Source organism: Clostridium bornimense (genome assembly GCF_018917145.1).
GTDB lineage: Bacteria > Bacillota > Clostridia > Clostridiales > Clostridiaceae > Clostridium_AN > Clostridium_AN bornimense_A.
Map to the genome: position 1 here is coordinate 1 of NZ_JAHLOD010000017.1, position 26,383 is coordinate 26,383.

The following is a 26,383-nucleotide window of genomic DNA, read 5'->3' on the forward strand; positions in this document are numbered from 1 at the left end:
ACCACCGCGAGTATTACCATACTTAATTCCAAGATCTAAACATATTTGACGACAACTTCTAGTTCCTGAAATATAATCTTTTGATGCCTTGATTTTATCTTCAAAAGAATATTTATATTTTTTTCCCATAAAAAATACCTCCAAAGTAGATTTTGGTTATTTACCATGTCTACTTTAGAGGTATCATATCATATTGCGAGAGCCTCATCTTTTTTAATAGGTTATATAATATTAAAACTATTTGTTAGTGAAGTATCTTTCTAATAATCCCTTGAATGCCATTCCATGTCTAGCTTCATCTTTGCACATTTCATGAACTGTATCATGTATAGCATCTAAATTTTGTTGTTTTGCAAGTGTTGCTAATTGCTTCTTACCTTCTGTTGCTCCGTATTCAGCTGCAACTCTAGCTTCTAAGTTTGCTTTTGTATCTGCTACTACTACTTCCCCTAATAATTCTGCGAACTTAGCTGCATGTTCTGCTTCTTCAAAAGCAATTCTCTTATATGCTTCTGCTACTTCTGGATATCCTTCTCTGTCAGCTTGTCTACTCATTGCTAAGTACATACCAACTTCTGTACATTCTCCAGTAAAGTTAGCTCTTAATCCTTCTAATATTTCTGGATCTACACCTGCAGCCACTCCGATTCTGTGTTCATCAGCCCATTTTAATTCTCCAGCTTGTTCTTGGAACTTATCAGCAGTTGCATTACAAATTGGGCAAAATTCTGGAGCTGCATCTCCCTCATGAATATATCCACATACTGTACAAATAAACTTTTTCATAACTAAATTCCCTCCATAACATTTTATTTAACTTTTTATATCTCAATTAAATTATTTACTTTTTTCCTTTGTGTTTGAAATTCTTTTGTTTACATTAACTATTATATAATAATTATTATCCGCTATCAATAGTTTTTATAATATTTTTATATTTTTTTTAATTTATTTAGTTTATTTTCTTTATATAAATATCGTCATCCTCATTATGATACGCAGTCAAATAATGTATTAAAGTTAAAAAAAATTATTGTTCTCTACTATAATTATACATCTATATAATTACACTCTCTTATATATATTTTACCCTTCACTAATTATACACAGTATATAAGCTTTAATTATATATGATATCCAAGGAGGTGTTGCCTTAACAAATGAAAAGTTGTTAACGATACCTCATTTTATTATGGCACAAGGTAGGGCACAGGTTAGATGGCACAAGGCACAAGTAAGGTTAATTTTCCCCTGTGGTCAAAATATCATATATTCAATTCGCAATTCAGACAGTTCTCAATTCACAATGAATGTTAATTTTCCCCTGTAGGGAAAATATTATAGTCCTGCAGACGGCCAGTTACAATTGTATTTATAGATATATCTAGTGCATATGTAAAACTATTATACTTAAGTGTGTTCAAATTATAAGTTCCTAGTACAAGCTATATGAAGGTGCAACCTTCATTAGCCCCCCGTAATAGTTATATATCAAATATAAATATCTTAAGGAAACTATCTTATTCTATACACAAAATTGTGCCAATTAAAATCTCAGAAATTCCTCAAAGGGAATTTCCTCCACCACTGTGCCTTGTGCCCTCATACCTGTGCCCTGATATCTACCTGTGCCTTGTGCCTTCATACTTGTGCCCTGCACTTCTATTTTGCTGAAAAAACTGCCGTACTCTGATCTCTGACTCCTTTGTGCGACAGCCCCCACTACAATTGTGAATTTTAAAAAAGGCTCTCGCCTACAAATTTTTATTTGTTATTGCGACAGCCTAAACCTTCTAACACCATACTATCATTACATTTCTTGAAGCTTTTTATCAATCATTTCCTTAGCCACTTTAGGATTTGCTTTTCCTTTACTCATTTTCATCACTTGTCCCATTAGGAATGATGCAGCTTGAGTTTTTCCAGCCTTGAAATCTTCCACTGACTTAGGATTATTAGCAATTACCTCTAACACCATTTTTTCTAACTCATCAGAAGAACTTATTTGCATAAGACCTTTCTTTTCAATTATATCCATGACATCATCATCAGTAACAAATAATTCATCTAATACTTCCTTACCAGCTGTAGTACTTATCTTACCAGCTTCTATAACCTTAATAAGCTCTGCTAATTTTTCTGGTAAAACAGCTATATCTTTTGATTCTAATTTCTTTTCTTTTAATATTCTTAGGATATCTCCTAAAATCCAGTTTACTGCTATCTTTGGTGTTGCTCCTTTACCTACAACCGCCTCAAAGTAAGTAGCAAGACCCTTATCCCCTATAAGAATATCTACTTCTTTTTCACTTAATGAATATTCTTTTAAAAATCTTTCTCTCTTTTCATCTGGCATTTCTGGAAGACTATTTTTTATAGCTTCAACTTGTTCACTACTTATTATAATAGGTGCAAGATCTGGCTCTCTGAAATATCTATAATCATGAGCCTCTTCCTTAGTTCTCATTGGAATAGTTTTTCCTTTTCCACTATCCCATCTTCTAGTTTCTTGAACTACTTTATGACCTTCATTAAATTGATATAATTCTCTTTGTCTTTTTTCTTCCTTTTCTAACGCCTTTTGAAGTTCCCTAAAAGAGTTAATATTTTTAAGTTCTACTCTTGTTCCAAACTCTTCTTGTCCTACTGGTCTAAGTGATATATTAGCATCACATCTTAATGACCCTTCTTCCATACGACAGTCAGATACATCAGCATATTCTAATATTCCTTTTAAAGTCTTCATAAATGCAACAGCTTCACCAACTGATCTTATATCTGGTTCTGTTACTATTTCCGCAAGTGGTACACCAACTCTGTTATAATCTATTAATGAAACTGGTTCTCCTTCAACGTGAACAAGTTTTCCAGCATCTTCTTCAATATGAATTCTATTTAATCTAACCTTTACATCTTTACCTTCATAATTAAATTCTACTAATCCATTTGAGCATATTGGAATATCATATTGTGATGTTTGATATGCCTTTGGTAAGTCAGGATAAAAATAATTTTTTCTATCCATTTTATTATATAAATTTATATCACATCCAAGTGCCTTTCCTGCCTTGATTGCTAAATTAACTACTTCTTCATTTAATACAGGCAATGTTCCCGGTAACCCCATACATATTGGACAAGTATTTGCATTAGGCTCTGCTCCAAACTCTGTAGAACAAGAACAAAATATCTTTGTCTTAGTTTTTAATTCTGCGTGGATTTCTAATCCTATAACTGTTTCAAAATTCATAACCCTGTCCCCTCCTATAAATCTAGAGCTAATGCTTTTTCCAAGCTATAAGCTACCTTAAATATTTTTTCCTCTGAGAAATGATCCCCAATCAATTGAAGTCCTATTGGTAATCCTTCTTTACTTACTCCACATGGAAGTGATATAGCAGGATTTCCTCCTAAATTAACATTGATAGTATATATATCTGCTAAATACATAGCTACAGGATCATTATTCTTTTCACCTATCTTAAATGGTAATACTGGAGATGTTGGTGATAATATTAAATCGTATTTTTCATATACTTTCTTTAATTCATATCTTAATTTTTTTCTAAACTTTTCTGCCTTATTATAATAAGCATCATAGTATCCTGAAGATAAAGTATAAGTTCCAAGCATAATTCTTCTCTTTACTTCATCTCCAAATCCTTCAGTTCTACTTTTCTCCATAAGTTCATCTACAGAATCAAATTCACTAGTTCTATATCCATATCTTATTCCATCATATCTTGATAAATTTGAACTTGCTTCTGATGAAGAAATAATATAATATGCAGCAAGTCCATCCTTAGATATAGGAAGAGAAAATTCTTCTACTTCTGCTCCTAATGATTTTAAAACCTCTATACTGTTATACATACAAGCCTTTATTTCTTCATCTAGTCCTTCTGCTAAAAATTCCTTCGGAACTCCTATCTTCATTCCCTTTATACTATCTTCTAATGCCTTAGTATAATCTTTCTTCTCTAATCCCTTAGTTGTAGTAGAATCAAAATCATCTTCTCCTGCTAATATATTTAGCATATAAGCACTGTCTTCTACAGAAGTCGTAAATGGTCCTATTTGATCTAAAGATGATCCAAAAGCAATTAATCCAAATCTTGATACTAATCCATAAGTTGGCTTAAGCCCTACAACACCACAATAAGCTGCTGGTTGTCTTATAGATCCACCAGTATCTGATCCTAATGAAACAGGTGCCATCCCTGCTGCAACTGCTGCTGCTGAACCACCAGATGATCCACCTGGAACTCTAGTGATATCTCTAGGATTCAAAGTTTTCTTAAAAGCTGATGTTTCTGTAGATGAACCCATTGCAAACTCATCCATATTTGTCTTACCTATAATAATTCCGTCCTCTTTAATTATCTTTTTTATTATAGTTGCATCATATGGCGGTACAAAATCTCCAAGCATTTTTGATGCACAAGTAGTTTTAACACCTTCTGTACAAATATTATCCTTTATTGCAATAGGTATTCCTGCTAAAGCTCCTGTAGCTTCACCTTTCTTTATCTTTTCATCTATAGCTCTAGCCCTTTCTAACGCCTCATCAGTACAAAGAGTTATAAAAGCACCTATAGTATCTTCTTTCTCTTTAATTGTATCTATATACTCTTTAACTAGTGCTTCACTAGTTATTTCACCAGACTTTATTTTTTCAACAGTTTCCGCTATACCCATAACTTCTGCCCCCTATTCAATAATTTTAGGAACTCTAATATAAGTGTCCTGCATATCCTTAACATTTCTAAATAAATCCTTACAATCAAATTCTTTAACTTCATCTTTTCTTACAATTGGTTCTAATTTTTCTTTTTCTAATTCACCATCTATATCTAAATCCATATCACTTAGATATTGAAATTGATCTAATATACTTTCAAATTCACCTGCAAATTCTTTTGCTTCATCATCTGAAAAACTTAATTTAGCTAACTTAGCTATATACTTAACTTCATCTATACTAACCTTCATTTTATTCACCTCTAACAATTATTTTAAGGAGTCAATCTCTTTATATCTCTTGGGAATAATGCCGCTTCTCTTATATTTGATAATTCCAATACCTTCATTGTAATTCTCTCAAGACCTATAGCAAATCCACCATGAGGAGGCATTCCATACTTAAATGTATCTAAATAGAATGCAAAGTCTTCTAACTTCATTTTTGCTCCTACAATTCTTTCCTTTAACATTTCATAATCATGAATTCTTTGACCACCAGTAGTTATTTCTAGGCCTTTATAAATTAAGTCAAAACTCTTTGTAAATCCTGGATTTTTTTCATCTTCCATAGTATACATTGGACGTTTACTTACTGGATATTCTGTTAAAAATACAAAATCACTATTATACTTTTCTTTTATATATTTATGAAGTAATGCTTCTCCTTCATGGTCAATATTACCTACTGGAGATTTCTTGCCGTACTTTTCAAGTAACATCTTTTGAGCTTCTGCTAGTGGAATTCTTGGAATCTTAAGTTCTTCTGGAACTTCAACACCATAAAGTTTTAACTCTTCACTACATGTTTCTTTTAGATGCTTAAACATATATCTTAAAAAGTCTTCTTCTACATCCATTAAGTCACTTTCATCTTTAATAAATCCCATTTCCACATCTAAACTTACATATTCATTTAAATGTCTCCATGTGTTATGAAGTTCTGCTCTATAAGCATGTCCAACTTCAAACACCTTCTCAAAACCTGCCCCCACCATCATTTGCTTATAAAATTGAGGACTCTGTGCAAGAAAAGCTCTCCTGTTAAAATAATTTACAGTAAACATTTCAGATCCACCTTCTGTACCTGAGTTTATAATTTTAGGTGTATGAATTTGCTCAAAATCATGACTTTTAAAGTAATCTTTAAATGCTTCTTCTATTTCTCCTTGAACCTTAAATATTGCTTTAACCTTAGGAATTCTAAGACTTATTGTTCTATAATCAAGTTGAGTTTCAAGACCTGTTTTATTTTTATAACCTTGAATCTCAAAAGGCAATTTATCATAATAAGTTTTACCAACTATTTCTATAGATGAAACTTCTATTTCAATTCCTTTTAAAGCCTTTTCATTTTCCTTAACTACCCCAACAACTTCAATGGAATTTTCTAATCTTAATCCTTTTATTTGTTCCTTTTCACATACTAATTGTATTATCCCTGATTTATCTCTAAGCATTATAAATGCAATATGACCAAAATCTCTTATTTTGTGTACCCAACCTCTAAGTAACACTTCTTCCTCTGACACTTTTAAATCTTTAATATACACTCTTTCCATATATAATTAGCCCCCTTTTTTATTTTTGTTATATAATAAAAAAATCTCATCCCTGTATATACCATATAGATATATACAGGGACGAGATTTTAAAATACCGCGGTGCCACCCCATTTGACTTATTAAAGTCCAGCTCAAAGGTACAGATTTTACTCGATACCCTTCACTTGTAACGGCGTGATCCCGTCTAAGTCTACTCTTCCCATCATATAAGAATTTCGGTTAGCTACTCCAAAGTGTTCTTCCATTCATGACTTGTACAGATATCCCACCATCATCTGCTCTCTACAACTTATCAACGAATTTACTCTCTTTATCATAGTATTTATAAAATTACGATTTCTTTACTATATTGATTATTATATGCTTATTATTTTAATAAATCAATATATTTTCTTATTTTTTATTGAATTTTTATTATATTATTGATAGTTTGAAAATATATGTTTATTATATTAAATATACATAAAATATTGAGGTGAATATATGAAAATTAACTTAAATGAATTAATAGAAGCTATAGAAGATATATCTGATGAAATAGAATCATTTTATAATAAAAAAACAGAAACTATAGTTACATTATTTAATGATAATCTTCCTTTTGATGTTTTTGAAGCTATGGAAAACTTAGAAAACTATCCGGATTGGATTCAAGATGGCATAAAATCCAAATATGATATCGAATGTAATCCAGAGAACTACATATCTCTTCCTGAAAAATATGATATTAATGATTATAGTATCATGGAAAACTTTATTTATTCTATTGAAGATAAATCTACTAAAGAAAAATTACTTTCATTAATATCAGGTAAAGGTGCCTTTAGACGTTTTAGAGATTTTGTAGAAAATAATGATTTAATTGATAATTGGTATAAATTCAAAGAAGAATCTTATAAACAAATTGCTATAGAATGGTGCAAATCTAATAATATATCTTATTAAAACAAAACTGGCAAAACTTTGTATTATTTAAGTTTTGCCAGTGATTATATTTATTCAATAATAAATTTTTCTATAGTCTCTTCTAAATTTTTAACTACTTCACTTAAATCATCTGCAACTGATTTAACATTTTTTACATGATATAACTGTTCACTTACTGTCGTTGATGTTTCTTCTGTTGCCGCTGCTGATTCTTCACACACCGCAATAACCCCATGAATTGATGCTGTTACATCTTCTTTAATTTCATCAATATAATTAATATCTTCAATTAAACTTTCAACTTCGCTAGTTAATTTAATAAATGACGTTTCAATATTTTCAAAAACCTCTTTTGATTCATTCATTGAATTACTCATATTATCAATAGTACTTGTTGATTTTTCCATATTAATTTTAGTATTGTTAATTTCTTTAACTATCTCATTAATTATATTTGCTATCTGCTTTGTAGCATCTGCTGTCTGTTCAGATAACTTTCTTATTTGATCAGCAACAACACCAAAGCCTTTTCCTGCATCTCCAGCTCTTGCTGCTTCTATTGCGGCATTCAATGCTAATAAATTAGTTTCTTCAGATATACTATTAATAGTTGAAACTATTTCACCAATCATATCTGATTTTTTAGCTAATTCATTTATACTCTTATTAGTGTTATTTCCTATTTCTATAGTAGCTTCGATATCACTAACTAATCTAGTAATTGAACTACTACATTTTTTATTATTTTCTTTAGATTCATTAAATTCTCTCTTTACACCCTCTGTTACTTCAATTATTTCTTCTATCTTACCTGTTAAATTTTCTAGCTTCTCTGCTCCACTTTGAGCATCATTAGATTGCTCCTCTGCTGCTTTAGCTAACTCTATCATAACTTCATTTATACCATTAGCAGTATCTGATAATACTTCTGTTGCACTATATAAATTATCACATTGTTTAGTTGTATTATTAGAACACTCTTTAATCTCGATAAGTGATGTTCTTATAGCTGTAGTTAACTCTACTAACGCATTATTCATAATAGCAACTTCACCTTCAAAAATATTTCCAGTATTCTCTTCATCACTTTCTGCAAAATTTAAATTTTCAGCCTTTTCTTTTAATAAATTTGTTAAAAATTCAACAGGTCTACTTATCTTTCTTACTATTACTATTGCTAAAATAGAAACAAGTATACACAATATAGTAGTTATAGCAACACAAACTAAGATTCCCCTATTAATTATTTTAAGAACATCTTTTTCTTCTGCTATTACTCCCATTATATTTCCATTGTATAATTTCGAAAAGGCAACAATGCATTTTTTGCCATCTTGTTTTACTTTTATAGCTTCTTCATTAACTTCTAACAAGTCTACATTACTTGAGTACACATTTTTTATATTTTCTTTTTCATTATAATTTTTATTTACAATAAAATTTCCTTCATTATTCATTAAAAATGCATATCCATTATTAAATACAGTAACTTCATTTATCATATCTTTATAGTCATCAAAAAATAAATCCACCGCTACTACTGCAATAAGAGTATCTCCAATATATACAGGCTTTGTATATGCCATTCTCATACTATCAGAACTGTCATCAGTATGTGGATCACTCCATATCGCTTCCTTCCTATTAACAGGATTATAATACCAACTCATATTCTTTTCTTTGTTACTTTCATTAAAATCTGTTTTTGAAAATTTATTTAATTTGCTTACTTTATTGCTATCCTTATCTTTTTCATAGATTAATTGGATAGCTTCTGATGTAAGTTCTGGATTTATTATAATAGCTGTTCCTAAGAAACCTTTGTTATCTTCTACAATATTTTTTACATAAGTATCTAATGAACCTATATATTTCTTTATATATTCATCACTACTATCTAATTGATTTAAATCCATTGTACTTCTTACAATATTTTCAATATTATTAACTACCGTCTCTGTATTACTTAATACTTCATTTACTTCTTTTGTTTTATTTATAGATATCTGTAATAAATACTTTTCAGCCTCTTGAGCTATTATATCCTTGCTAACATAACTCATAAATAAAGTAATTATTGTTGCTGTAAATACACAACATCCTACTATTGATAAAAATATTTTTTTTGATATACTTTCAATTTTTTTCATTTTTCATTCTCCCCCTCAATATTATTTCTCGTTTTTTTTTACTTTTTTCTTTAGCTCTTTACATTTTTTCGCGTAAAAATTCCATAATATTCCACATACTCTTGCTTACATAAACTTTAACGCAAAATAAAAAAATTAGGCTTATACTGCTATAACCTAGTTTCTTATTATTATTAAATTTCTAACTTAAATGGTACTGTAGTAATCGCTATATGATTTCTACGAAGTAACCCTTTTTCTATAAGGTGAATATCTTATTTCAAGCTTGATATCTTCATTTAGAAGCTTCCATTTCTTTTTTATCTTCTCTAATCGACTTGCTTTGTAATGTTTTTCCTATTAACTATCTTTTCAAAGCCCCATATATGTTATTTAATACCATATTTATTATTTTTTTTTGCATTATCATCTTATCATTTAAACTTTTATGCAGAAAAACAATATATTATAAACATTTAAAATCATTGACTAGTAATAATTTTCCTGTTAAAATATTATACGGTAATTATTTAATATTTATTAACAATAAGTTTATTTATACTAAACTTTTATTAATTTTTAGGAGGTTTTATGAGTAGTGGTTTTTTACTTTTAAAATATTTATCTGTTGCATAGAAATAATTTTAATTTACGGGGGGATTTATTAATGAAAATTGAACAATTAGGTAGACACATTTTAGTGGAATATTATAATTGCGATAAGGAGATTCTAAAAGATCATGAACTTATCGAAAAACATATGAAGCAAGCGGCGATTGAAGCTAAAGCAACAATTGTACAAAGTTGTTTTCATAAATTTAATCCCTGGGGTGTCAGCGGTGCTGTAATAATCCAGGAATCACATCTTACTATTCACACTTGGCCTGAATTTGGCTTTGCATCTGTAGATTTATTTACTTGTGGAGATAAAGTTAATCCATGGGATGGGTTTAAATATCTTGAAAAAGCTCTTAAATCTGAGCGAAGTGAATCTACAGAAGTTGCTAGAGGGTTGATAGATAAAATAAAAACTTTTGGCAATGGATCTTATGATAACATTGAAATGAATTACAAAATGGAAGGATAAGGTGAATATTATGAATATGGAATTATGGTATACAGAAAATCAAACTGACAACGTAAAATTTTCTATGAAGGTTAAAGAGCATATCTACTCTGGACAAAGTGCCTTTCAAAAAATAGATGTATTAGACACTTATGAATTTGGAAAAGTCCTTGTTATAGACAACTGGACAATGATAACAGAAAAAGATGAATTTATTTATCATGAAATGATCACTCATGTTCCTATGTCTGTTAATCCTAATATAAAGAATGTTCTCGTTATCGGTGCTGGTGATGGTGGTACTGTAAGAGAGCTTACAAGATATAATACAATTGAAAAAATTGATATGGTTGAAATAGATAAAATGGTAGTTGATGTTGCTAAAGAATATCTACCATTTACATCAAATAAATTAGATGATCCAAGAGTAAATTTATTCTTTGAAGATGGAATAAAATTTGTAGAAGGAAAAGAAAATCTATATGATTTAATTATTGTAGATTCTACAGACCCTATCGGTCCTGGAGAAGGCTTATTTACAAAAGAATTTTATACCGACTGCTATAATGCATTAACTGAAAAAGGTATATTAATTAATCAATGTGAAAGTCCATATTATCCAAACAACGCTAGAGAGATGACTAGATCATTCTCTAAACTAAATGAAATCTTCAATATTTGTGAAGCCTACCAATATCATATGCCAACTTATGCATCTGGCCATTGGATTTTCTGCTTTGCATCAAAAGCATTACATCCAACTAAAGATTTCGATGCTACAAAATGGAATGAACTTGAACTAGCTACTAAATACTATAATACAGACTTACATCTAGGTGCTTTTGCTTTACCTAACTATGTAAAAGATTTATTAAAATAATAAAAAGTTGCTAAGGAATACTTTAATTCTTTAGCAACTTTATTTATATTTTACTGATTTCTTAAATTACGTACTTCTTCTATACTTAATCCAGTTTTAATAGCAATTATTTCATCTTCTAAAACATCCAAAAGATTTTTTGCTATGTGTACCCTACTATTTTTTTCTCCTTGCTCTATTCCTTGTTTTATTCCCTCTTCTATACCTATTTTTAAGCCCCTTTTCTCTGCTTCTTCTTTCATCTCCTCAAGAATAAATGCGTTACTAGATACCATTGACTCCACATCCCTTCTATCTGCTTCTAATATTTTTATAGCTGATTCTGCCAACTGATCTGATACAGTATTTCTAATCCAATTCTTTATTGCTAAAATCTCTGTCTTACTTAATCCATCAAAAAATAATGCTATTGCCTTTATTCTTTGTAGAAATTCTAATGCATCTATTTTTTGGTCTAAAAGAAAAATAGCTGAAGTAACATTTTTACTTTTAACTAATTCTTCTTTTGTAAAACCATTATTAACATCTACTACATCATATGTAAAATTTAACAAAGAAGATTTGAATAAATTTTCATTATAAATTATTTTTCTAAATTCATTTGGTACATCCCAAATTTCTGAACCATTATATAAAACAATAGGAATCACTGCTGGAATTTTTAAATTTCTATCATGTTTACTATGTTTCGCATTTTTAGCATCATCTCTTAAAATTTCACACATATAAAATAGTAATCTTAATGGCATCCTATAATCTACCGTTGATTGAAATTCTATTAATATATAAAATATTATATCAACATCGTTTAATGTAGCTTTATATACTACATCACATTCTGTTTCTTCATAATCTGCTGTAACAAAAGACTTAGTAACAAAAGATAATTTGTCTGCTGTTAACTCTTCTGCCCATTCTTCTTTTAATAGTCTCTTAAATAAATCAGCTGCTACTTCTTTCTTTGAATATAAATCTTTATAACTCTTATCATGAATATGGTGTATACTTTTCTTTATATCATTTGACATTAAATTCATTCCTATCTTTATCTTTAGTAAAATTATTGTCACTAATTATAAAAATTATACCATATTTTATTAAGCAGAATAATATGGTATAATAAAGAAAAATATTATGAAAGTTACGAGGTATTTGGAACAATGAGAATGTAATTTCTTTTTAGATTTAAACACAATAAATTTTTTTAAGCCTTTATTAAAAGGTATTATTGTTGTGTTTGTTTTTAGAGAGTAAATTGCACATTGTACTACTATACCATTTTTTTTGCGCAATTTTACTCTCTCCTAAATATTAAGGAGGGATTTTTTTGTTATTAATTAAAATAGATAAACTAAAAAAATATTATGAAGATAAATTAATTTTAGATATAAATGACTTTGAGATTTCATCTGGAGATAGAATAGGTTTAATTGGAGAAAACGGTTGTGGAAAAACAACTCTTATAAAATCAATTTTAGGATTAATTACTATTGATGATGGTAGTATTTTCTTAACTGATAGTTATTCATATATAATCCAAAATGAAGATTCCATTGATACGTTATCTAAAAATGAACTTAATAAAAATATAAATGCACCTAAAGAATATAGAAATTATCTTTCTGGTGGTGAAAAAGTCAAAATCAGAATAAGCAATGCTTTAAAAGAAAATAAAGAATTACTTATAGCTGATGAACCAACATCTAACTTAGATAGAGACAGTATATGTAATCTTGAAAATACACTAAAGAATTATAATGGGGCTTTACTCTTAGTGTCTCATGATAGAGATTTTTTAGATAGTCTTTGTAATACAATTGCAGAAATTGAAAATGGGAAGATTAATATCTATCCAGGAAATTACACAAATTATTTAAGCCTTAAAAAATCGGATTTTGCAAGAAAAGAAAAAGAATATAATTCTTATATCAAGGAAAAAAATAGATTAGAAAATGCCATTACCGTTAAGGAACATTTAGAAAATAGAATTCAAAAAACTCCGAAACGTATGGGAAACTCTGAAGCAAGACTTCATCGTAAAATGGGTGGTCAAAAAGGAAAAAAGAAAATTGATAATGCAATAAAAAATATTCAGAAAAGAATAGATCATTTAGAAATTGTAGAGAAACCTACTACTTCAAAAGAAATTAAAATAACTGTTCAAGAAAACTTAGATTTAGTTACTAAGACACCTATTTCAATAAAAAATTATAATTTATATGCTTCGTCTAAACTACTTATAAAAGATATAAATTTCTCTATAAAAAAAGGTGATAAGGTCGGTATTCTTGGTAATAATGGTTGTGGAAAAACACTTCTATTAAAAGAAATTATTAAAAACGCTGATGAAAATATCAAAATAAATAGCAAAGTTAAAATAGGATACTTTGACCAAAATCAAAAAATTTTGAATGATGATACAAATATTTTAAACAATATAAAAGTAGATTCTTCTTATGATGAAAGCTTTATAAGAATTAATTTAGATAGATTTGGTTTTAAAGGTGATGTGGTTTATAAAAATGTATCATCATTAAGCGGTGGAGAAAAAGTTAAAGTAGCACTTTGTAAGATCCTTCTCAGTGATAATAATTTACTGATCCTTGATGAACCAACAAATTATTTAGATATAAAATCTATTGAAAGCCTTGAAACTGCACTTTCTAATATGAATAAAACATTAATACTAGTTTCTCACGATATAAAATTTGTTGAAAACATCTGTAACCATCTTATATTTATAGAAGATAAAAAAATCAAAGACTTCCGTGGTTCTTATAAAGAATATATTGAATCATCTACTAAAAATATTGATATATCAGTACGAAAATCTCTAGAAGAAAAAATGCTTTTAGAAAATAAAATGTCCGAAGTATTATCTCTTCTTTCTCTAGAAAAAGATTTATCAAAAAAAGAAATCTTAAATAATAAATATCTTCAATTAATAGCTGAAATAAAAAAGTTTAACTAATCAAAAATAAGGGACTAAAGTTTTATTACCTAATAACCTTAGTCCCTTTCTATTACCATCTATAAAAAATGTATGCATTTCTATTATTACTTTTTCTCAATTACTAAAAGCATAGGTGCTACTTCACTTCTATTTAAAAAACAATGCTCCATTACGCCATATTTATTTTTAGGTAGTGATTTAAGATACGGTATAATACAACCTTCTTCTTCTTTACCTTCAGCATGTCCTCTATATAAACAGATAGTCATAATCCCACCAGAACTTAAAATTTCTAATCCTGCTTTTATACTTTCTAACGAAGTTTCATGTAATGTAGTAACTTTCTTATCGCCTCCAGGCAAAAATCCTAGATTATACATTATACAATCAACAGGTTCTTTTATATATTGTTTTAATAAGTGATGTGAATCATTTATTACTTCAACATTTTCTATATTTTTATTCATATAAGTTTTGCATGGTTCTTCTTGTATTTCAAAACTATATACTTTTTTAAAATTGTCTTTAAGAAAATCTGTATCATGTCCATTTCCTAAAGTACCATCAACAGCTACATTTTTCTCTTTTAAAAACTCTGTAATTATATAATGAGATATTGTACTTATATCTCCAACATAATTAAACAAACTTATCACCTCAAATTATCTTATAAGTTCTTTTATAGCTTCTACTACCCCATTTTCATCATTACTTTTTGCTATAAATCTTGCAACCTTTTTCAAATCTTCATGAGCATTTTTCATGGCATAACTATAGTATCCACTACTCATCATTTCTAAATCATTTAAATAATCACCAAATACTGCTGTCTCTTCATATTTAATTCCTAATAGATCTTGTATCTCCTTTATAGCTACCCCCTTATTTACATTCTTAGCTGTTATATCAAGCCATATTTCTCCTGACACTGTAACTTGAGCCTTGTCTCTATATTCAGTAAAATAATTATTACTATTTTCTTCAGCACCTTTAAAATCGCATATAGTAACTTTCAATATATCATCATCTACAGTAGTTATATCATCTACTATCTTATACCTTTTGTAATATTTTGATACCTCATTTACTAATCTACTATCATCACTTTCTATATAAGCAGAATTTTTTCCACATAAAACTGTATAACCCTCATCAACTTTTCTTGCAATACTAACAAGTTCCATTGCCAATTCTCTATCTAAAGTATTTGTAACTATCTCCTTACCTTTGTACATTACAAATGTTCCATTCTCTGCAATAAACATCATATCATCTTTTATATTATCAAAAGTTTCTAACAAACTATAATATTGTCTTCCACTAGCCGCTGCAAAAATTATATTTTTTTCTTTCATTTCCTTAAAAACTTCATAAAATTCTTCATGTATTTCCTTTTTGCTATTTAATAAAGTACCATCCATATCAGTAGCAACAAATTTTATCTTTGCCATCTAAATTCCTCCTACCTAATTTCCTCTTTAGATAATTACAGTTGTATTGTTTATTATTGTTTATTATTATTTTATATTATTCATTTGCTATTTTCAATATCAAAAATCTTCAACAAAATAAGGCTATGCATTATGACTAACTAACCAATAACACACAAGCCTCATTCTCAAATTGCTCTAATTGTACTTACTATAGATGCTACATCGCTACTTAATTGCATATATAATTGAAAATTAGGATCTTCATCACTTATTGACATTCCAGGATACGCTCCAATTGTATACGTAACTCCATTTGAAACTACTTCTCTTCTGCCTCCAACTCTATCTAAATGATTTCCATTATCATACTGAGTTAAATCATTAGTTATTAAAAAGAACAATCCATCACCATAAGTAACATTTTTTAAACACACCATTAAATTAGTGCCATCTTCAACAACAGTATATTTATTTTCCCAATTTGCTGGAAAGTCTATCGCCAATTTAAAGTTATTACTTATATAAGTCGTTTGTTTAGGTGATTGTTGTGTCTTTCCAATTTGTTTCACAATATTCGTTTGTTGTTTTTCCTCTTCTCCTTTGGTAGTAGATTGTACAACTTTCTCTTCTTTATCTGCCTTACCTTCACTATTAGTATCTTCGTTACTTTTCTCATTATTTTGTACTTCAACTTTGTTTACTACTACTTCATCATTTTTTACTTCTTTTACTGAATATTCTCTATTGTTATTTTTAGAATTAATTAATATCGTATCTTTAGCTTCACTTTCAGTATTATAATTAAGTATAAATAATGTTAAAATTACAAAAAAGAAAATCATACTTATACCACTTATAATTGCTATCTTCTTTTTATTACACTTTGTAATATAGTTTAAAATTTTCTCCTTCATATTTTTCTCCTTTCTTACATATTAGACTATACTACTACATTTTTCTATTTTCAACATTTTTATACATAATCTTTGCTTATTTAACTTTTATCCAACACTTCCCTTGGAATAACTTATGAAAAAAATTAGACTTTATATTTTAAAAGTGTATAATACATTTCAAGTGCTCTATAAAACCTTTTTAGGAGGTGCCTATAAATGCATAAATTAAAAAAGAATTCTATTCTTATTCCTATATTTACAGCAATATTCTCATTGATATTTATGATAATAATTGCTTCTAATACTACAACTTCCATTATTAAAAATTATTCTAGCTTTATTGAAGATTTAAATTCTCATAATATATCTACAGTAATAATGGATACATCCTCTACTATGACTGTAATTTTAAATAGTGGTGAAAAATATTCTACCGATAACCCCCACAATGATAATTTAAAAGAAACATTACTATTAAATAATATAAAAGTAAAAGATGAAACTATTCCTCCACTTATAAAAACATTACCTTCAGGTATTTTTGTATTATCATTACTAACAATAATGTTTATGCTTATATCAAAAGCTCGTAATGGTTCTGGCTCTATAACATCTATTGATGTAGAAGACTTTAGTAAAAATAAAAAAGCTGCTTTAGATTTTAACTCTGTAGCTGGCAACGATGAAGCTAAAGAAAGTTTAATGGATATTGTAGATTTTCTGAAGAATCCAGAAAAGTATCAAAAATATGGTGCAAGAATGCCTAAAGGTGTTATTCTTTATGGTTCTCCTGGTACTGGAAAAACATTGCTTGCCAAGGCAGTAGCTGGTGAAGCTGGTGTTCCATTTTACGCTCTAAGTGGCTCAGACTTTGTCCAAGTATATGTTGGTGTCGGTGCCGCAAGAATAAGAAATTTGTTTAAAAAAGCAAAATCTCATGGAAAAGCTGTAATTTTTATAGATGAAATTGATGCTATTGGTAAAAAAAGAGGCAATAGTAAAGGTGGCGGGAATAATGATGAACGTGATCAAACTCTTAATGCCTTACTAACAGAAATGTCTGGATTTGGACAAGAAGAAGGTATTGTGGTTATTGCAGCTACAAATAGACTCGATATGTTAGATGATGCATTACTTAGACCTGGTAGATTCGATAGACATATTGAAGTATCTCTCCCTGATGTAAATGCTAGGGAAAAAATACTTTCTCTTCACTTAAAAAATAAACCTCATAATGATTTAGATATAAGAGCTATTGCAGAAAAAACAGTTTATTTCTCTGGTGCAAAATTAGAAAGCTTAGTAAATGAAAGCGCTATTCTTGCAGCAAAAGATAATAGTGATACTATAACTAATAATCATATAGAAACAGCATACTCTATTACACTAGCTGGATACGATAAAAAGGAAAGAAGCTATCTAAGTAAAGAAGACAAACTTCTTACTTCTTATCATGAAGCTGGTCATGGATTAGTTTCAATGGTTTTACTCCCAAAAGATAAAGTATCAAAAATAACGATAATTCCTACTACAAAAGGTGCCGGCGGTTATACATTAACTATTCCGGAAGATAAAAATTATCATAAGATGGATTATCTAAAAAATAAAATTAAAGTATTGCTTGGTGGACGAGCTGCTGAAGAAATTATATTTGGAAAAGACAATATATCCACAGGAGCCGAAAATGATATTTCTCAAGCTACTGATATAGCCTTAAAGATGATTTCAGAATATGGAATGGGTGAAACCCTTGGTCTTCTTAAATTATCTAGTGTTGGTTCTCTTTATGGAAGTTATGGAAATCCTGTTATTGAAGAATGTAAAAAACTTTTGGATAATTTATATGAAGAAACATTAGAATTATTACGTGAAAATAAAGATATTTTAGATTCTCTTGCATTAGAATTATTAGAAAAAGAAACTTTATATGATACTGAACTTGAGAAATTTGTTTCTTAAATAAAAAGTAGTGTGAATAACAATCACACTACTTTTTTATTTATTAATTTGATGATGCTGAAGCCGCTGCTGCTGCACTTGCACAAGCTGCTGCTGTTGCTGCTTGCATAGCTGTAACTATAGTTAAAGCAGTATTATTTGTTGCCTCAATTATCTTCATATTATCAATATCTTCTATCTTTAACTGATCAAGATATTTAGAACAAACTAAAGCAGCTACAATCATGCTTCTTATTTCTGAATTTAATGAAAAAGTGCCAAAACCACTATGAGATTTCAACTCATTTAGCGCCATCATGTACTTATTTGAAAAACCTTCAAAATCATTTGTAACAAAGGTAATTACTGCAAGCAAAGGCAATGCATAATTTCTAATATTTATTCTTTTTCCCTTTAGTACATTATTTAATAATATTACCTTTTCACATTTTTCTTCAGCTGAACCATTACCTAAAGATAAAATATGAGAAAGTGCTTGAAGGTTATTATTGCCCCAAAAACCATTAGCTTTTAATATATTGTAACATTTCTCAATTTCTTCTAAAGTTTCCTCTACATTATTTGATGTTGTTGCAATCATAGCTGCTGCAACATAATCATCACTACCTGTCAAAAAGAAATGATTTTTTTTCATTATCTCATAAGCTTTTCTCATTCTTCTAATGGCATCATCATAAGTAACTCTTTCTTTTGCATTATAAATTACCCATGCTGCTAAAGTTAAATATTGTCTTCCTATAAACTCATTTTTCAACTTATCGTAAATTATCATTACTTCTCTTAATGCTTCTTCTGGTGAATCTTCTAAAGATAAGTTGGTAGCATTAGTAAGAAAATTATTCCCTTTAAAATTAGAAAATATAGAAGTGTTATTTTTAATTAAATCTCTGCAATAATTAATTTTTGAAACATCTGCAACCTCGTCTCTTAATGTAACAGATAATGCATTGCATTTTTTAAATATATTGCTTTCAAATAAACCTTTTATATTGTCAAAATTATTAGCATTTTTCACCATTAAATTTATTTTATATATCATATATAATGAGCCCCCTTTATTTAAAAGGTAAAATTAAAGTTTTTATATAGTATTATTTACCTTGTATTACACATTATATAGTATCTAATACCATATTGCAATAGTTTTTTTATTTTTTTCCATTAACATCTTCAAATACAAATAGCTATTCTCCTAAGCTATATAGTAATCACTTTTATCCATTAATTCATCAAAATTTCCTTCAGCAACAATATCCCCACCTTTAAATGCGATAATACGCTTAAAGTTTCTAATTGAATTTAATCTATGAGCTATGAAAATCACAGTCTTATCTTGTTTTAATAGACCCATAAGCAGCTTTATTATTGTTGACTTTCCTGACCCACTTTCCCCTATAATAGCTACCTTTTCACCACTACTAATTTCAAAATTAAGTTTACTAAAAATATTTCTCTCACTATAACTAAAAGATAAATTTTCAACAGATATTTTTCCATTTAGCTTTGTTATTACATGTCCATCTTTCAATTGCTTATCTTCTAGCGAATCAAGAAAGCTCTTAAAACGATTAAAAGCTACCTTATCTAATTTATATTGCACAAACAATACATTAAATATAGCCACAGGTGTATATGCATTATCAACTAAAGTGATTAATGCAATTATTGATCCAATAGAAATAGCCTTAGTCTTCCATACATATATGATAATTCCTATCTTTATAAACGTAACTAATAATGCAAATATCGTAAAAAAAGCCTCATGAATAAGATTCATTTTAACTTTATATTCAATCAATTCCGATTTAGCTGACATTGTCTTTTCTATTTCTTTTTTAAATGTCCCACTAATCCTAAAGACAACCATCTCCATAAATCCTCGCACTAAGCAATGATTTATTTTTTCCTCATTACATAAAATATTCTCTTTAAATTTATATAAAATCTTTAATAATAAGTTTGTAACTATAAAAACTACAGTATATCCTGCTAATATAATATAGGTAATCGTTTTACTAATAGACCATATAAAAATTAGACTAAAAATTATTGATGGTACTAACTGTCTTATAACAGTAAAGTAATAGTCAAACAATATTCCTTTCCCCGCCATTGCCCTATTATCTATTCCTTGTATAAGCTTTTATAATAACTTGCACTTAAATTATTTAATAATGAAATAAAAACTCCTGTTAATATATAAACTACTATTAATATTTTATTTTTACCTCAGTACAATCTGCTAACAGATCAATTCAACTGTACTGAGTAGTTATCTCGATACTACTGATTCAAGAATTTCATATCCTCCATCTGCACCTTAACTTGATACTACTGGTATTCCTGCCATACAAAGCGTATCTATATCTCTAATAATAGTTCTCACAGAAACCTCAAACCTATCTTTTAGTCTCTGTGCTGTTGTTCTATTTTGTAACATAGACATTAATCTACAAAAACACCAATAACATTGTCCCAATAGTAATAAGTGCTAGTCCAAATCCAGATTTTTTAGATATTTTCTCTTTAAGAATAAAATATGAAAATGCTATTGTTACTAAAATGCTCAACTTATCTATAGGCACAACTACTGCAGCTTCTCCATCTTGCAATGCCTTATAATAACATATCCATGATGACCCAGTTGAGATACCTGAAAATCCAATGTACCACCAACTTTTTTTATCAACATTTTTTATCTCCTTATGTTCTCCTTTATAAAAAACAATAAGCCACGCCATAATAAGCACTACTATTGTTCTTATTGCAGTTCCCAAATTAGACTCTACATTTTCAATTCCTATCTTACCTAAAATAGAAGTTAAGCTAGCAAAAATTGCAGAAAGTACTGCATATATAAGCCAACTTTTCTTTTCAACATGTCCCTTTTCATTTTCCTTTTTCTCTATCATTAAATAAGTCCCTACCCCTATTAAAATCATTGAGAAAAACTTATATACAGATATATTTTCTCCAAGCAAAATGAAAGCTAAAATCATAGTTAAAATTGTACTAGATTTATCTATAGAAACCACCTTATTTACATCACCTAATTGCAACGCCTTAAAATAGCATATCCACGATGCCCCAGTAGCTAGTCCAGATAGTATTAAAAAAGTAAAAGTATATCCACTTATATTACCTATACTATCATATGACCCAACTACAAATACCATCATCCACGCAAATATTAATACTACTATAGTTCTTATTGCTGTTGCTAAATTAGATTGTACATTTTTAACACCTATCTTAGCTAAAATAGCTGTTATACCAGCAAAAAATGCTGATCCAAAAGCATATGCAATCCACATATTATCATCTCCCTTATTTATATTGTAACAGTTATGTCTCTTCATTTTTATCCTTTTCATAAAAATGGATCTGATACGAGAGTATAGCAGCTTTTTCAGTAAGTTTGATAGATCAAAAGCATGGCACAAGTATGAGGTCACAAGTCACAGGTAGATATCAAGGCACAGTTACTAAAATATTTTCCCTTTAGGGAAAATTAACCTTACTTGTGCCCTGTGCCATCTAACCTGTGCTCTGTTTTCTGCCATAATAAAAGGAGGTATCGCTAACAAATTTTCATCTGTTAATGCGACACCTCCTTTTATATTATTTATCCTTCTGCTTCAATCTCATTAGGATTAATTGTTCTTATTTTAAATATAAAGTAATACAACTTAAAAGAAACTACTAAAATTAGTGTAATTCTCATCATTAAGTTATCAACCATGATAAAAGGTATTGCTATCATAGTATCAGCAAAAGCCAATATTACTATTTTCTGCTTTAATGTCATCGCCCTCTCTTGAACAAATGACTCTAAATGCTTTTTATATATCTTAGTACTAACAAACCAGTTATTAAACCTATCTGACCCTTTTGCAAAACATACCGATGCTAATAACAAAAATGGTGTTGTCGGTAATACTGGTAGTACTACACCTATTGCTCCCAATGCAAATGCTATAAATCCTACCGTTACATATAAAACTTTTTTTATTTTATTCATTCCTAACCTCATTATTTATTTAATGCATGTTTTATTAATTCCACTGGATTATAAATTATAAGTCTTGGACCTGAAAATCTCATTACTTCCTTAATTTTAATCTTCATATCCTTTTTGTAACAATGAATTGGACACTTTCCACAAGTAGTCTTATTCTCTCCAAATTTGCAGTAGCTTAATCTCTTATGAGCATATTCTAAAAGCTCACTACATTCCTCACATAATTCACCCTTTTTATGTCCATGTTTCTTTCTACAATAAATCTCTATCATTAATTTTACTGTTTTCTTTTCTCTATCTATTTTTCCCAAATGTCGTTACACCTCAATTTACAGTTAATTTCTTATTCTGCAACTTGTACACCTTGTTACATATAGCTGTAGTTGATTTTCTATGTGATATAAGAAGTATAGTCTTATCCTCACAATTTTCTTTAATAGACTTCAATATTTCGCCTTCATTTAATGTATCTAAATTACTTGTTGGTTCATCTAAAATTAGCACTTCACCATCTTTTAAGAAGGCTCTAGCTAAACCTATTCTTTGTTTTTCTCCTGAAGAAATATTACCACCTAGTTCCCCTACCTTAGTGTCATATCCCTTAGGAAGTGTTGAAATAAACTCATGAATAGATGCCTTTTTAGCAGCTTCTATAACTTCTTCTCTAGTTGCATCTAACTTTCCAACCTTTATATTATCTTCAATAGATTCATTGAAAAGATATGTTTCTTGACTAACTAAAGTTTGTACTTTTCTAAGAGACTTTGTATTTACATTCTTTATATTACTATCATCTAAATTAACTCTACCTTCATTTACATCCCAGAATCTCATAATAAGCTTAATAAAAGTACTTTTACCTATACCACTTTCTCCAATTAAGGCAACTTTATCACCTTTTCTTATATCTATAGATGTTGAATCAAATACTTTTTCAGATCTACCAGGATAAGCAAAAGTTACATTATCATACTCAATAGATTCTCCAGTAATTTCATTACCATCTACAACTTCCTCTACTTGTGGCTTTTCATCTAAAAGCGCAAATAATCTCTCTGCACAAGCAAAAGTTTGAAGTAACGTATTAGATAAGTTACTTAATGCTACTACAGGTCCAAAAGAAGATGCTATAATTACAATTCCTACTAATGTCATAGTAAGTGAAAGATCACCTTTAGAATATTGAACAAATCCAACTACTACAAATGTTAAAATAGCAATCATTATAACTAAATCAGTTATCGCTCTAATGATACCCTCATGTTCTTTAATCTTATCAAGACTCTTATTTAACTTCTTAGAATTCTCATTAATCTTTTCTAATCTCTTATCACCATTTTTGAATAATAATACTTCTTTTAATCCTCTTAAAGAATCAAGAATATAGTTATTACTTACTCCAAACATATTTCTGTATTCTACTCCGGCATCCTTTGCTAAGGCTGAAGAAGCATATGGTATAACAAATCCAACTATTAAATAGAATATTACTGATAATGCTCCAAACCATGGATTTATTAAAAATAGTATTACTGCTATTATTGTGTTTGTCCCAATAGCTATAGCAATAGGTGCTATAGTATGAGCATAAAACACTTCTAGAAGCTCAATATCAGAAGTAATAAGTGAAATAAGATTTCCTTTTTCCTTGCCTTCTAATTTAGCCGGTGCTAATTTTCTTAAATGAGTAAATACCTTATCTCTTAATAAATAAAGAATTTTAAATGCTATATAATGCCCAGATAATTGCTCACCATATCTTAAAAAACCTCTAAGTAATGCACAAACTGCCATAACAACCATAGCGCCAGTAAAAGATATAAATGTTATATCTCCTATATATGCTCCTATAGCCACAGCGCCAAAACTTGCAATTGCAATAGCTGATAAGAAGCCTAATATGCCCATAGTTATAGTTATGAACATAATAGGAGCAAGAGGTTTTAACTCTACTATTAATCTCTTCATTATTTGGAAGCCTGATCTTCTTTTCATAACCCTATATAGCCTCCCTTATTTTTTCTAATTGATTTTGTTTATTTATCATATCGTAATAATGTCCTTCTTTTGCATATAACTCTTCATGTGTTCCACTTTCAACTAATGAACCTTTATTCATAACATAAATATTTTTTGCATCTCTAACATTTGCTAATCTATGTGATATTACTAAAACAGTCTTGTCCTTAGAAAGCTCATAAATTGCTTCCCAAATAGCCTCTTCACTTTCAACATCTATGTTTGAGGTAGCTTCATCAAAAATTATCATCTTTCTATTAGCTAAAATAACTCTAGCCAATGCTAATCTTTGTTTTTGTCCACCAGATAAATTATTACCACCTTCACCAACATTAGTATCTAATCCATCTTTTAAACTTTCTACAAAGTCATATAATCTAGCTGTCTTTAATGCTTCCTCTATTTCTTTTTCTGTAGCATCACTTTTAGCCATAAGTAAGTTATCTAAAATAGTTCCATTAAATATATAACTATTAGTAGATACTAATGCTATATTTTCATATATGTCATCTAACGCTACCTTTTCTATATCTATATTATTTAATAATATTCTTCCTTTTGTAACCTTATAATTATTTAAAATTAAAGATGCTATAGTACTCTTACCAGAACCACTTTCACCTACAATAGCTACAACTCCACCTTCATTAATATTCATATTAATATCATTTAGAACTGTTCTTTCACCATCATAACTAAACTGAACATCTTCTACTTTTATAGATACTTTATCAAAATTAATATCATTGTTACTGCAAGCAACTTTTTCTCTTTCTTCAGCATCTAAAATTCCAAACATTCTATCTGATGCTGCCATTCCATTCATAGCTATGTGAAAATATGACCCTAAAAGTCTAAGAGGTATAAAGAATTCTGATGAAAGTAGAATTATTACAATTAAACTACCAACAGCTATTTCTCCATTTCTAAATTGGAATAAAGCCATTATTGTTCCTGCTGCTGATCCTCCAAAAGCTACTAAATCCATTATAGTTATAGAATTAAGTTGCATACTAAGAACTTTCATAGTAATTTTTCTAAAGCCCTCAGCTTCTTCATTCATCTTTTTATGTCTTTCTTCATCTATATCAAAAACCTTAAGAGTTGTTAAACCTTGAAGATTTTCTAAAAACGTTCCACCAAGATCAGAATAACTCTTCCAATAATCCTTTAAAATTTTCTTAGCAATCTTCATAATTGCAATAATTGAAATTGGTATTAATGGTACTGAAAGTATAAATACCAACGCTGCCTTTAATGAAATAAAGCTAATAAATACAAATAATGTTACCGGTACTAAAAGTGAATAGAAAAATTGTGGTAAGTATTTTCCAAAGTATATTTCTAATTGTTCTACCCCTTCAACAGTAACTTGTACAACAGAAGATGTGCTTTCAACTTTGCTATATCCTCCCCCAAGCTTTAATAACTTCTTATATATAAGTTCTCTAAGTTTAATTCTTACACCAGCAGATGCTGCATTAGAAAATTTAGCATATAAAATATTACATGTATATCTTATTGCTAATAAGCATATTATCGATATAACAGCTGTTAAAAGTGATATATTACCTACTAAATTAAACTGAGACATAGCACTTATTAAATTATTATTATCAAGAACTAATCTTTGTCCTTCTGCCATTCTATTTATAAATTGTCCAATTAATAATACCGTTAATATATTGCATATAACAGCTAGCCAGTTAACAAATATAGTTAATGCAATATATTTTTTTGATTCACTACACAAGTTAATTAACCTTTTATTTATCATCATATGTTTGTTTCTCTC

The 26,383-nt window shown here is 28.8% G+C and carries 23 protein-coding genes and 1 other annotated feature; of the genes, 5 read left to right on the top strand and 18 right to left on the bottom strand.

Features of this window, described 5'->3' with window-relative positions:
• Positions 1-237: 237 nt before the first annotated feature.
• The 5 genes from KQI30_RS07735 to aspS all read right to left on the bottom strand — a co-directional run bounded on the left by KQI30_RS07735 (position 238) and on the right by aspS (position 6,302).
• Positions 238-786, bottom strand: a complete 549-nt coding sequence (locus KQI30_RS07735; RefSeq protein ID WP_216462731.1) for an NADH peroxidase — start codon at positions 784-786, stop codon at positions 238-240.
• Between the two features lie 1,024 nt (positions 787-1,810).
• Complete coding sequence (gatB, locus tag KQI30_RS07740; RefSeq protein ID WP_216462732.1) at positions 1,811-3,250, bottom strand: Asp-tRNA(Asn)/Glu-tRNA(Gln) amidotransferase subunit GatB; 1,440 nt, start codon at positions 3,248-3,250, stop codon at positions 1,811-1,813.
• Positions 3,251-3,264: 14 nt separating this feature from the next.
• Entirely contained in the window at positions 3,265-4,698 is a 1,434-nt protein-coding gene (gatA, locus tag KQI30_RS07745; RefSeq protein ID WP_216462733.1) for an Asp-tRNA(Asn)/Glu-tRNA(Gln) amidotransferase subunit GatA, read from the bottom strand.
• A 12-nt stretch (positions 4,699-4,710) separates the two neighbouring features.
• The gene (gatC, locus tag KQI30_RS07750; RefSeq protein ID WP_216462734.1) at positions 4,711-4,992 is read right to left on the bottom strand and encodes an Asp-tRNA(Asn)/Glu-tRNA(Gln) amidotransferase subunit GatC; all 282 of its coding nucleotides are present in this window, start codon (positions 4,990-4,992) and stop codon (positions 4,711-4,713) included.
• Positions 4,993-5,015: 23 nt separating this feature from the next.
• Positions 5,016-6,302, bottom strand: a complete 1,287-nt coding sequence (aspS, locus tag KQI30_RS07755) for an aspartate--tRNA(Asn) ligase (RefSeq protein ID WP_216462735.1) — start codon at positions 6,300-6,302, stop codon at positions 5,016-5,018.
• Positions 6,303-6,376: 74 nt separating this feature from the next.
• Positions 6,377-6,631: a binding site (T-box leader), on the bottom strand.
• 157 nt (positions 6,632-6,788) lie between these two features.
• On the opposite strand from aspS, the gene KQI30_RS07760 reads away from it, so the two are divergent.
• The gene (locus KQI30_RS07760) at positions 6,789-7,250 is read left to right on the top strand and encodes a UPF0158 family protein (protein WP_216462736.1); all 462 of its coding nucleotides are present in this window, start codon (positions 6,789-6,791) and stop codon (positions 7,248-7,250) included.
• A 50-nt stretch (positions 7,251-7,300) separates the two neighbouring features.
• Here KQI30_RS07760 and KQI30_RS07765 read toward each other — a convergent pair whose 3' ends face one another.
• Positions 7,301-9,382 carry a methyl-accepting chemotaxis protein gene (locus KQI30_RS07765; protein ID WP_216462737.1) on the bottom strand — a complete coding sequence of 694 codons (2,082 nt, stop codon included), beginning with the start codon at positions 9,380-9,382 and terminating at the stop codon, positions 7,301-7,303.
• A gap of 652 nt (positions 9,383-10,034) precedes the next feature.
• On the opposite strand from KQI30_RS07765, the gene speD reads away from it, so the two are divergent.
• Both speD and speE read left to right on the top strand, forming a co-directional pair.
• Positions 10,035-10,448: an adenosylmethionine decarboxylase gene (gene speD / locus KQI30_RS07770; RefSeq protein ID WP_216462787.1), complete on the top strand. Its 414-nt coding sequence runs from the start codon at positions 10,035-10,037 to the stop codon at positions 10,446-10,448.
• 16 nt (positions 10,449-10,464) lie between these two features.
• On the top strand, positions 10,465-11,307 hold the full coding sequence (gene speE / locus KQI30_RS07775) for a polyamine aminopropyltransferase (protein WP_216462788.1): 843 nt from the start codon (positions 10,465-10,467) through the stop codon (positions 11,305-11,307).
• A gap of 50 nt (positions 11,308-11,357) precedes the next feature.
• Here the strand turns inward: speE and KQI30_RS07780 are convergent, their stop codons facing one another.
• Positions 11,358-12,335, bottom strand: coding sequence for an Rpn family recombination-promoting nuclease/putative transposase (locus KQI30_RS07780; RefSeq protein WP_216462738.1), 978 nt, complete (start codon positions 12,333-12,335; stop codon positions 11,358-11,360).
• A gap of 299 nt (positions 12,336-12,634) precedes the next feature.
• On the opposite strand from KQI30_RS07780, the gene cplR reads away from it, so the two are divergent.
• Positions 12,635-14,278, top strand: coding sequence for an ABC-F type ribosomal protection protein CplR (gene cplR / locus KQI30_RS07785; RefSeq protein ID WP_216462739.1), 1,644 nt, complete (start codon positions 12,635-12,637; stop codon positions 14,276-14,278).
• A gap of 86 nt (positions 14,279-14,364) precedes the next feature.
• Here the strand turns inward: cplR and KQI30_RS07790 are convergent, their stop codons facing one another.
• The 3 genes from KQI30_RS07790 to KQI30_RS07800 all read right to left on the bottom strand — a co-directional run bounded on the left by KQI30_RS07790 (position 14,365) and on the right by KQI30_RS07800 (position 16,607).
• A complete protein-coding gene (locus KQI30_RS07790; RefSeq protein WP_216462740.1) occupies positions 14,365-14,907 on the bottom strand; it encodes a tRNA (mnm(5)s(2)U34)-methyltransferase in 543 nt (180 codons plus the stop codon).
• 15 nt (positions 14,908-14,922) lie between these two features.
• A complete protein-coding gene (locus KQI30_RS07795) occupies positions 14,923-15,711 on the bottom strand; it encodes an HAD family hydrolase (protein WP_216462741.1) in 789 nt (262 codons plus the stop codon).
• Between the two features lie 167 nt (positions 15,712-15,878).
• Entirely contained in the window at positions 15,879-16,607 is a 729-nt protein-coding gene (locus KQI30_RS07800) for a hypothetical protein (RefSeq protein WP_216462742.1), read from the bottom strand.
• A gap of 198 nt (positions 16,608-16,805) precedes the next feature.
• Between KQI30_RS07800 and KQI30_RS07805 the strand changes: the two genes are divergently transcribed.
• Positions 16,806-18,548 carry an ATP-dependent metallopeptidase FtsH/Yme1/Tma family protein gene (locus tag KQI30_RS07805; RefSeq protein ID WP_216462743.1) on the top strand — a complete coding sequence of 581 codons (1,743 nt, stop codon included), beginning with the start codon at positions 16,806-16,808 and terminating at the stop codon, positions 18,546-18,548.
• A 43-nt stretch (positions 18,549-18,591) separates the two neighbouring features.
• Here KQI30_RS07805 and KQI30_RS07810 read toward each other — a convergent pair whose 3' ends face one another.
• The 8 genes from KQI30_RS07810 to KQI30_RS07845 all read right to left on the bottom strand — a co-directional run bounded on the left by KQI30_RS07810 (position 18,592) and on the right by KQI30_RS07845 (position 26,368).
• Positions 18,592-19,587, bottom strand: a complete 996-nt coding sequence (locus tag KQI30_RS07810; RefSeq protein WP_216462744.1) for a DUF4003 family protein — start codon at positions 19,585-19,587, stop codon at positions 18,592-18,594.
• 153 nt (positions 19,588-19,740) lie between these two features.
• A complete protein-coding gene (locus KQI30_RS07815; protein WP_216462745.1) occupies positions 19,741-20,643 on the bottom strand; it encodes an ATP-binding cassette domain-containing protein in 903 nt (300 codons plus the stop codon).
• A gap of 225 nt (positions 20,644-20,868) precedes the next feature.
• Complete coding sequence (locus KQI30_RS07820; RefSeq protein WP_253287435.1) at positions 20,869-20,988, bottom strand: HTH domain-containing protein; 120 nt, start codon at positions 20,986-20,988, stop codon at positions 20,869-20,871.
• A gap of 10 nt (positions 20,989-20,998) precedes the next feature.
• Positions 20,999-21,862 (bottom strand): EamA family transporter, encoded by an 864-nt coding sequence (locus KQI30_RS07825; RefSeq protein WP_216462747.1) that lies wholly within the window; start codon positions 21,860-21,862, stop codon positions 20,999-21,001.
• A gap of 311 nt (positions 21,863-22,173) precedes the next feature.
• Positions 22,174-22,569: a YbaN family protein gene (locus KQI30_RS07830; RefSeq protein ID WP_216462748.1), complete on the bottom strand. Its 396-nt coding sequence runs from the start codon at positions 22,567-22,569 to the stop codon at positions 22,174-22,176.
• A gap of 11 nt (positions 22,570-22,580) precedes the next feature.
• A complete protein-coding gene (locus KQI30_RS07835) occupies positions 22,581-22,880 on the bottom strand; it encodes a nitrous oxide-stimulated promoter family protein (RefSeq protein WP_216462749.1) in 300 nt (99 codons plus the stop codon).
• A 13-nt stretch (positions 22,881-22,893) separates the two neighbouring features.
• Positions 22,894-24,564, bottom strand: a complete 1,671-nt coding sequence (locus KQI30_RS07840) for an amino acid ABC transporter ATP-binding/permease protein (protein ID WP_216462750.1) — start codon at positions 24,562-24,564, stop codon at positions 22,894-22,896.
• Positions 24,565-24,568: 4 nt separating this feature from the next.
• A complete protein-coding gene (locus KQI30_RS07845; RefSeq protein WP_216462751.1) occupies positions 24,569-26,368 on the bottom strand; it encodes an ABC transporter ATP-binding protein/permease in 1,800 nt (599 codons plus the stop codon).
• Positions 26,369-26,383: the final 15 nt, after the last annotated feature.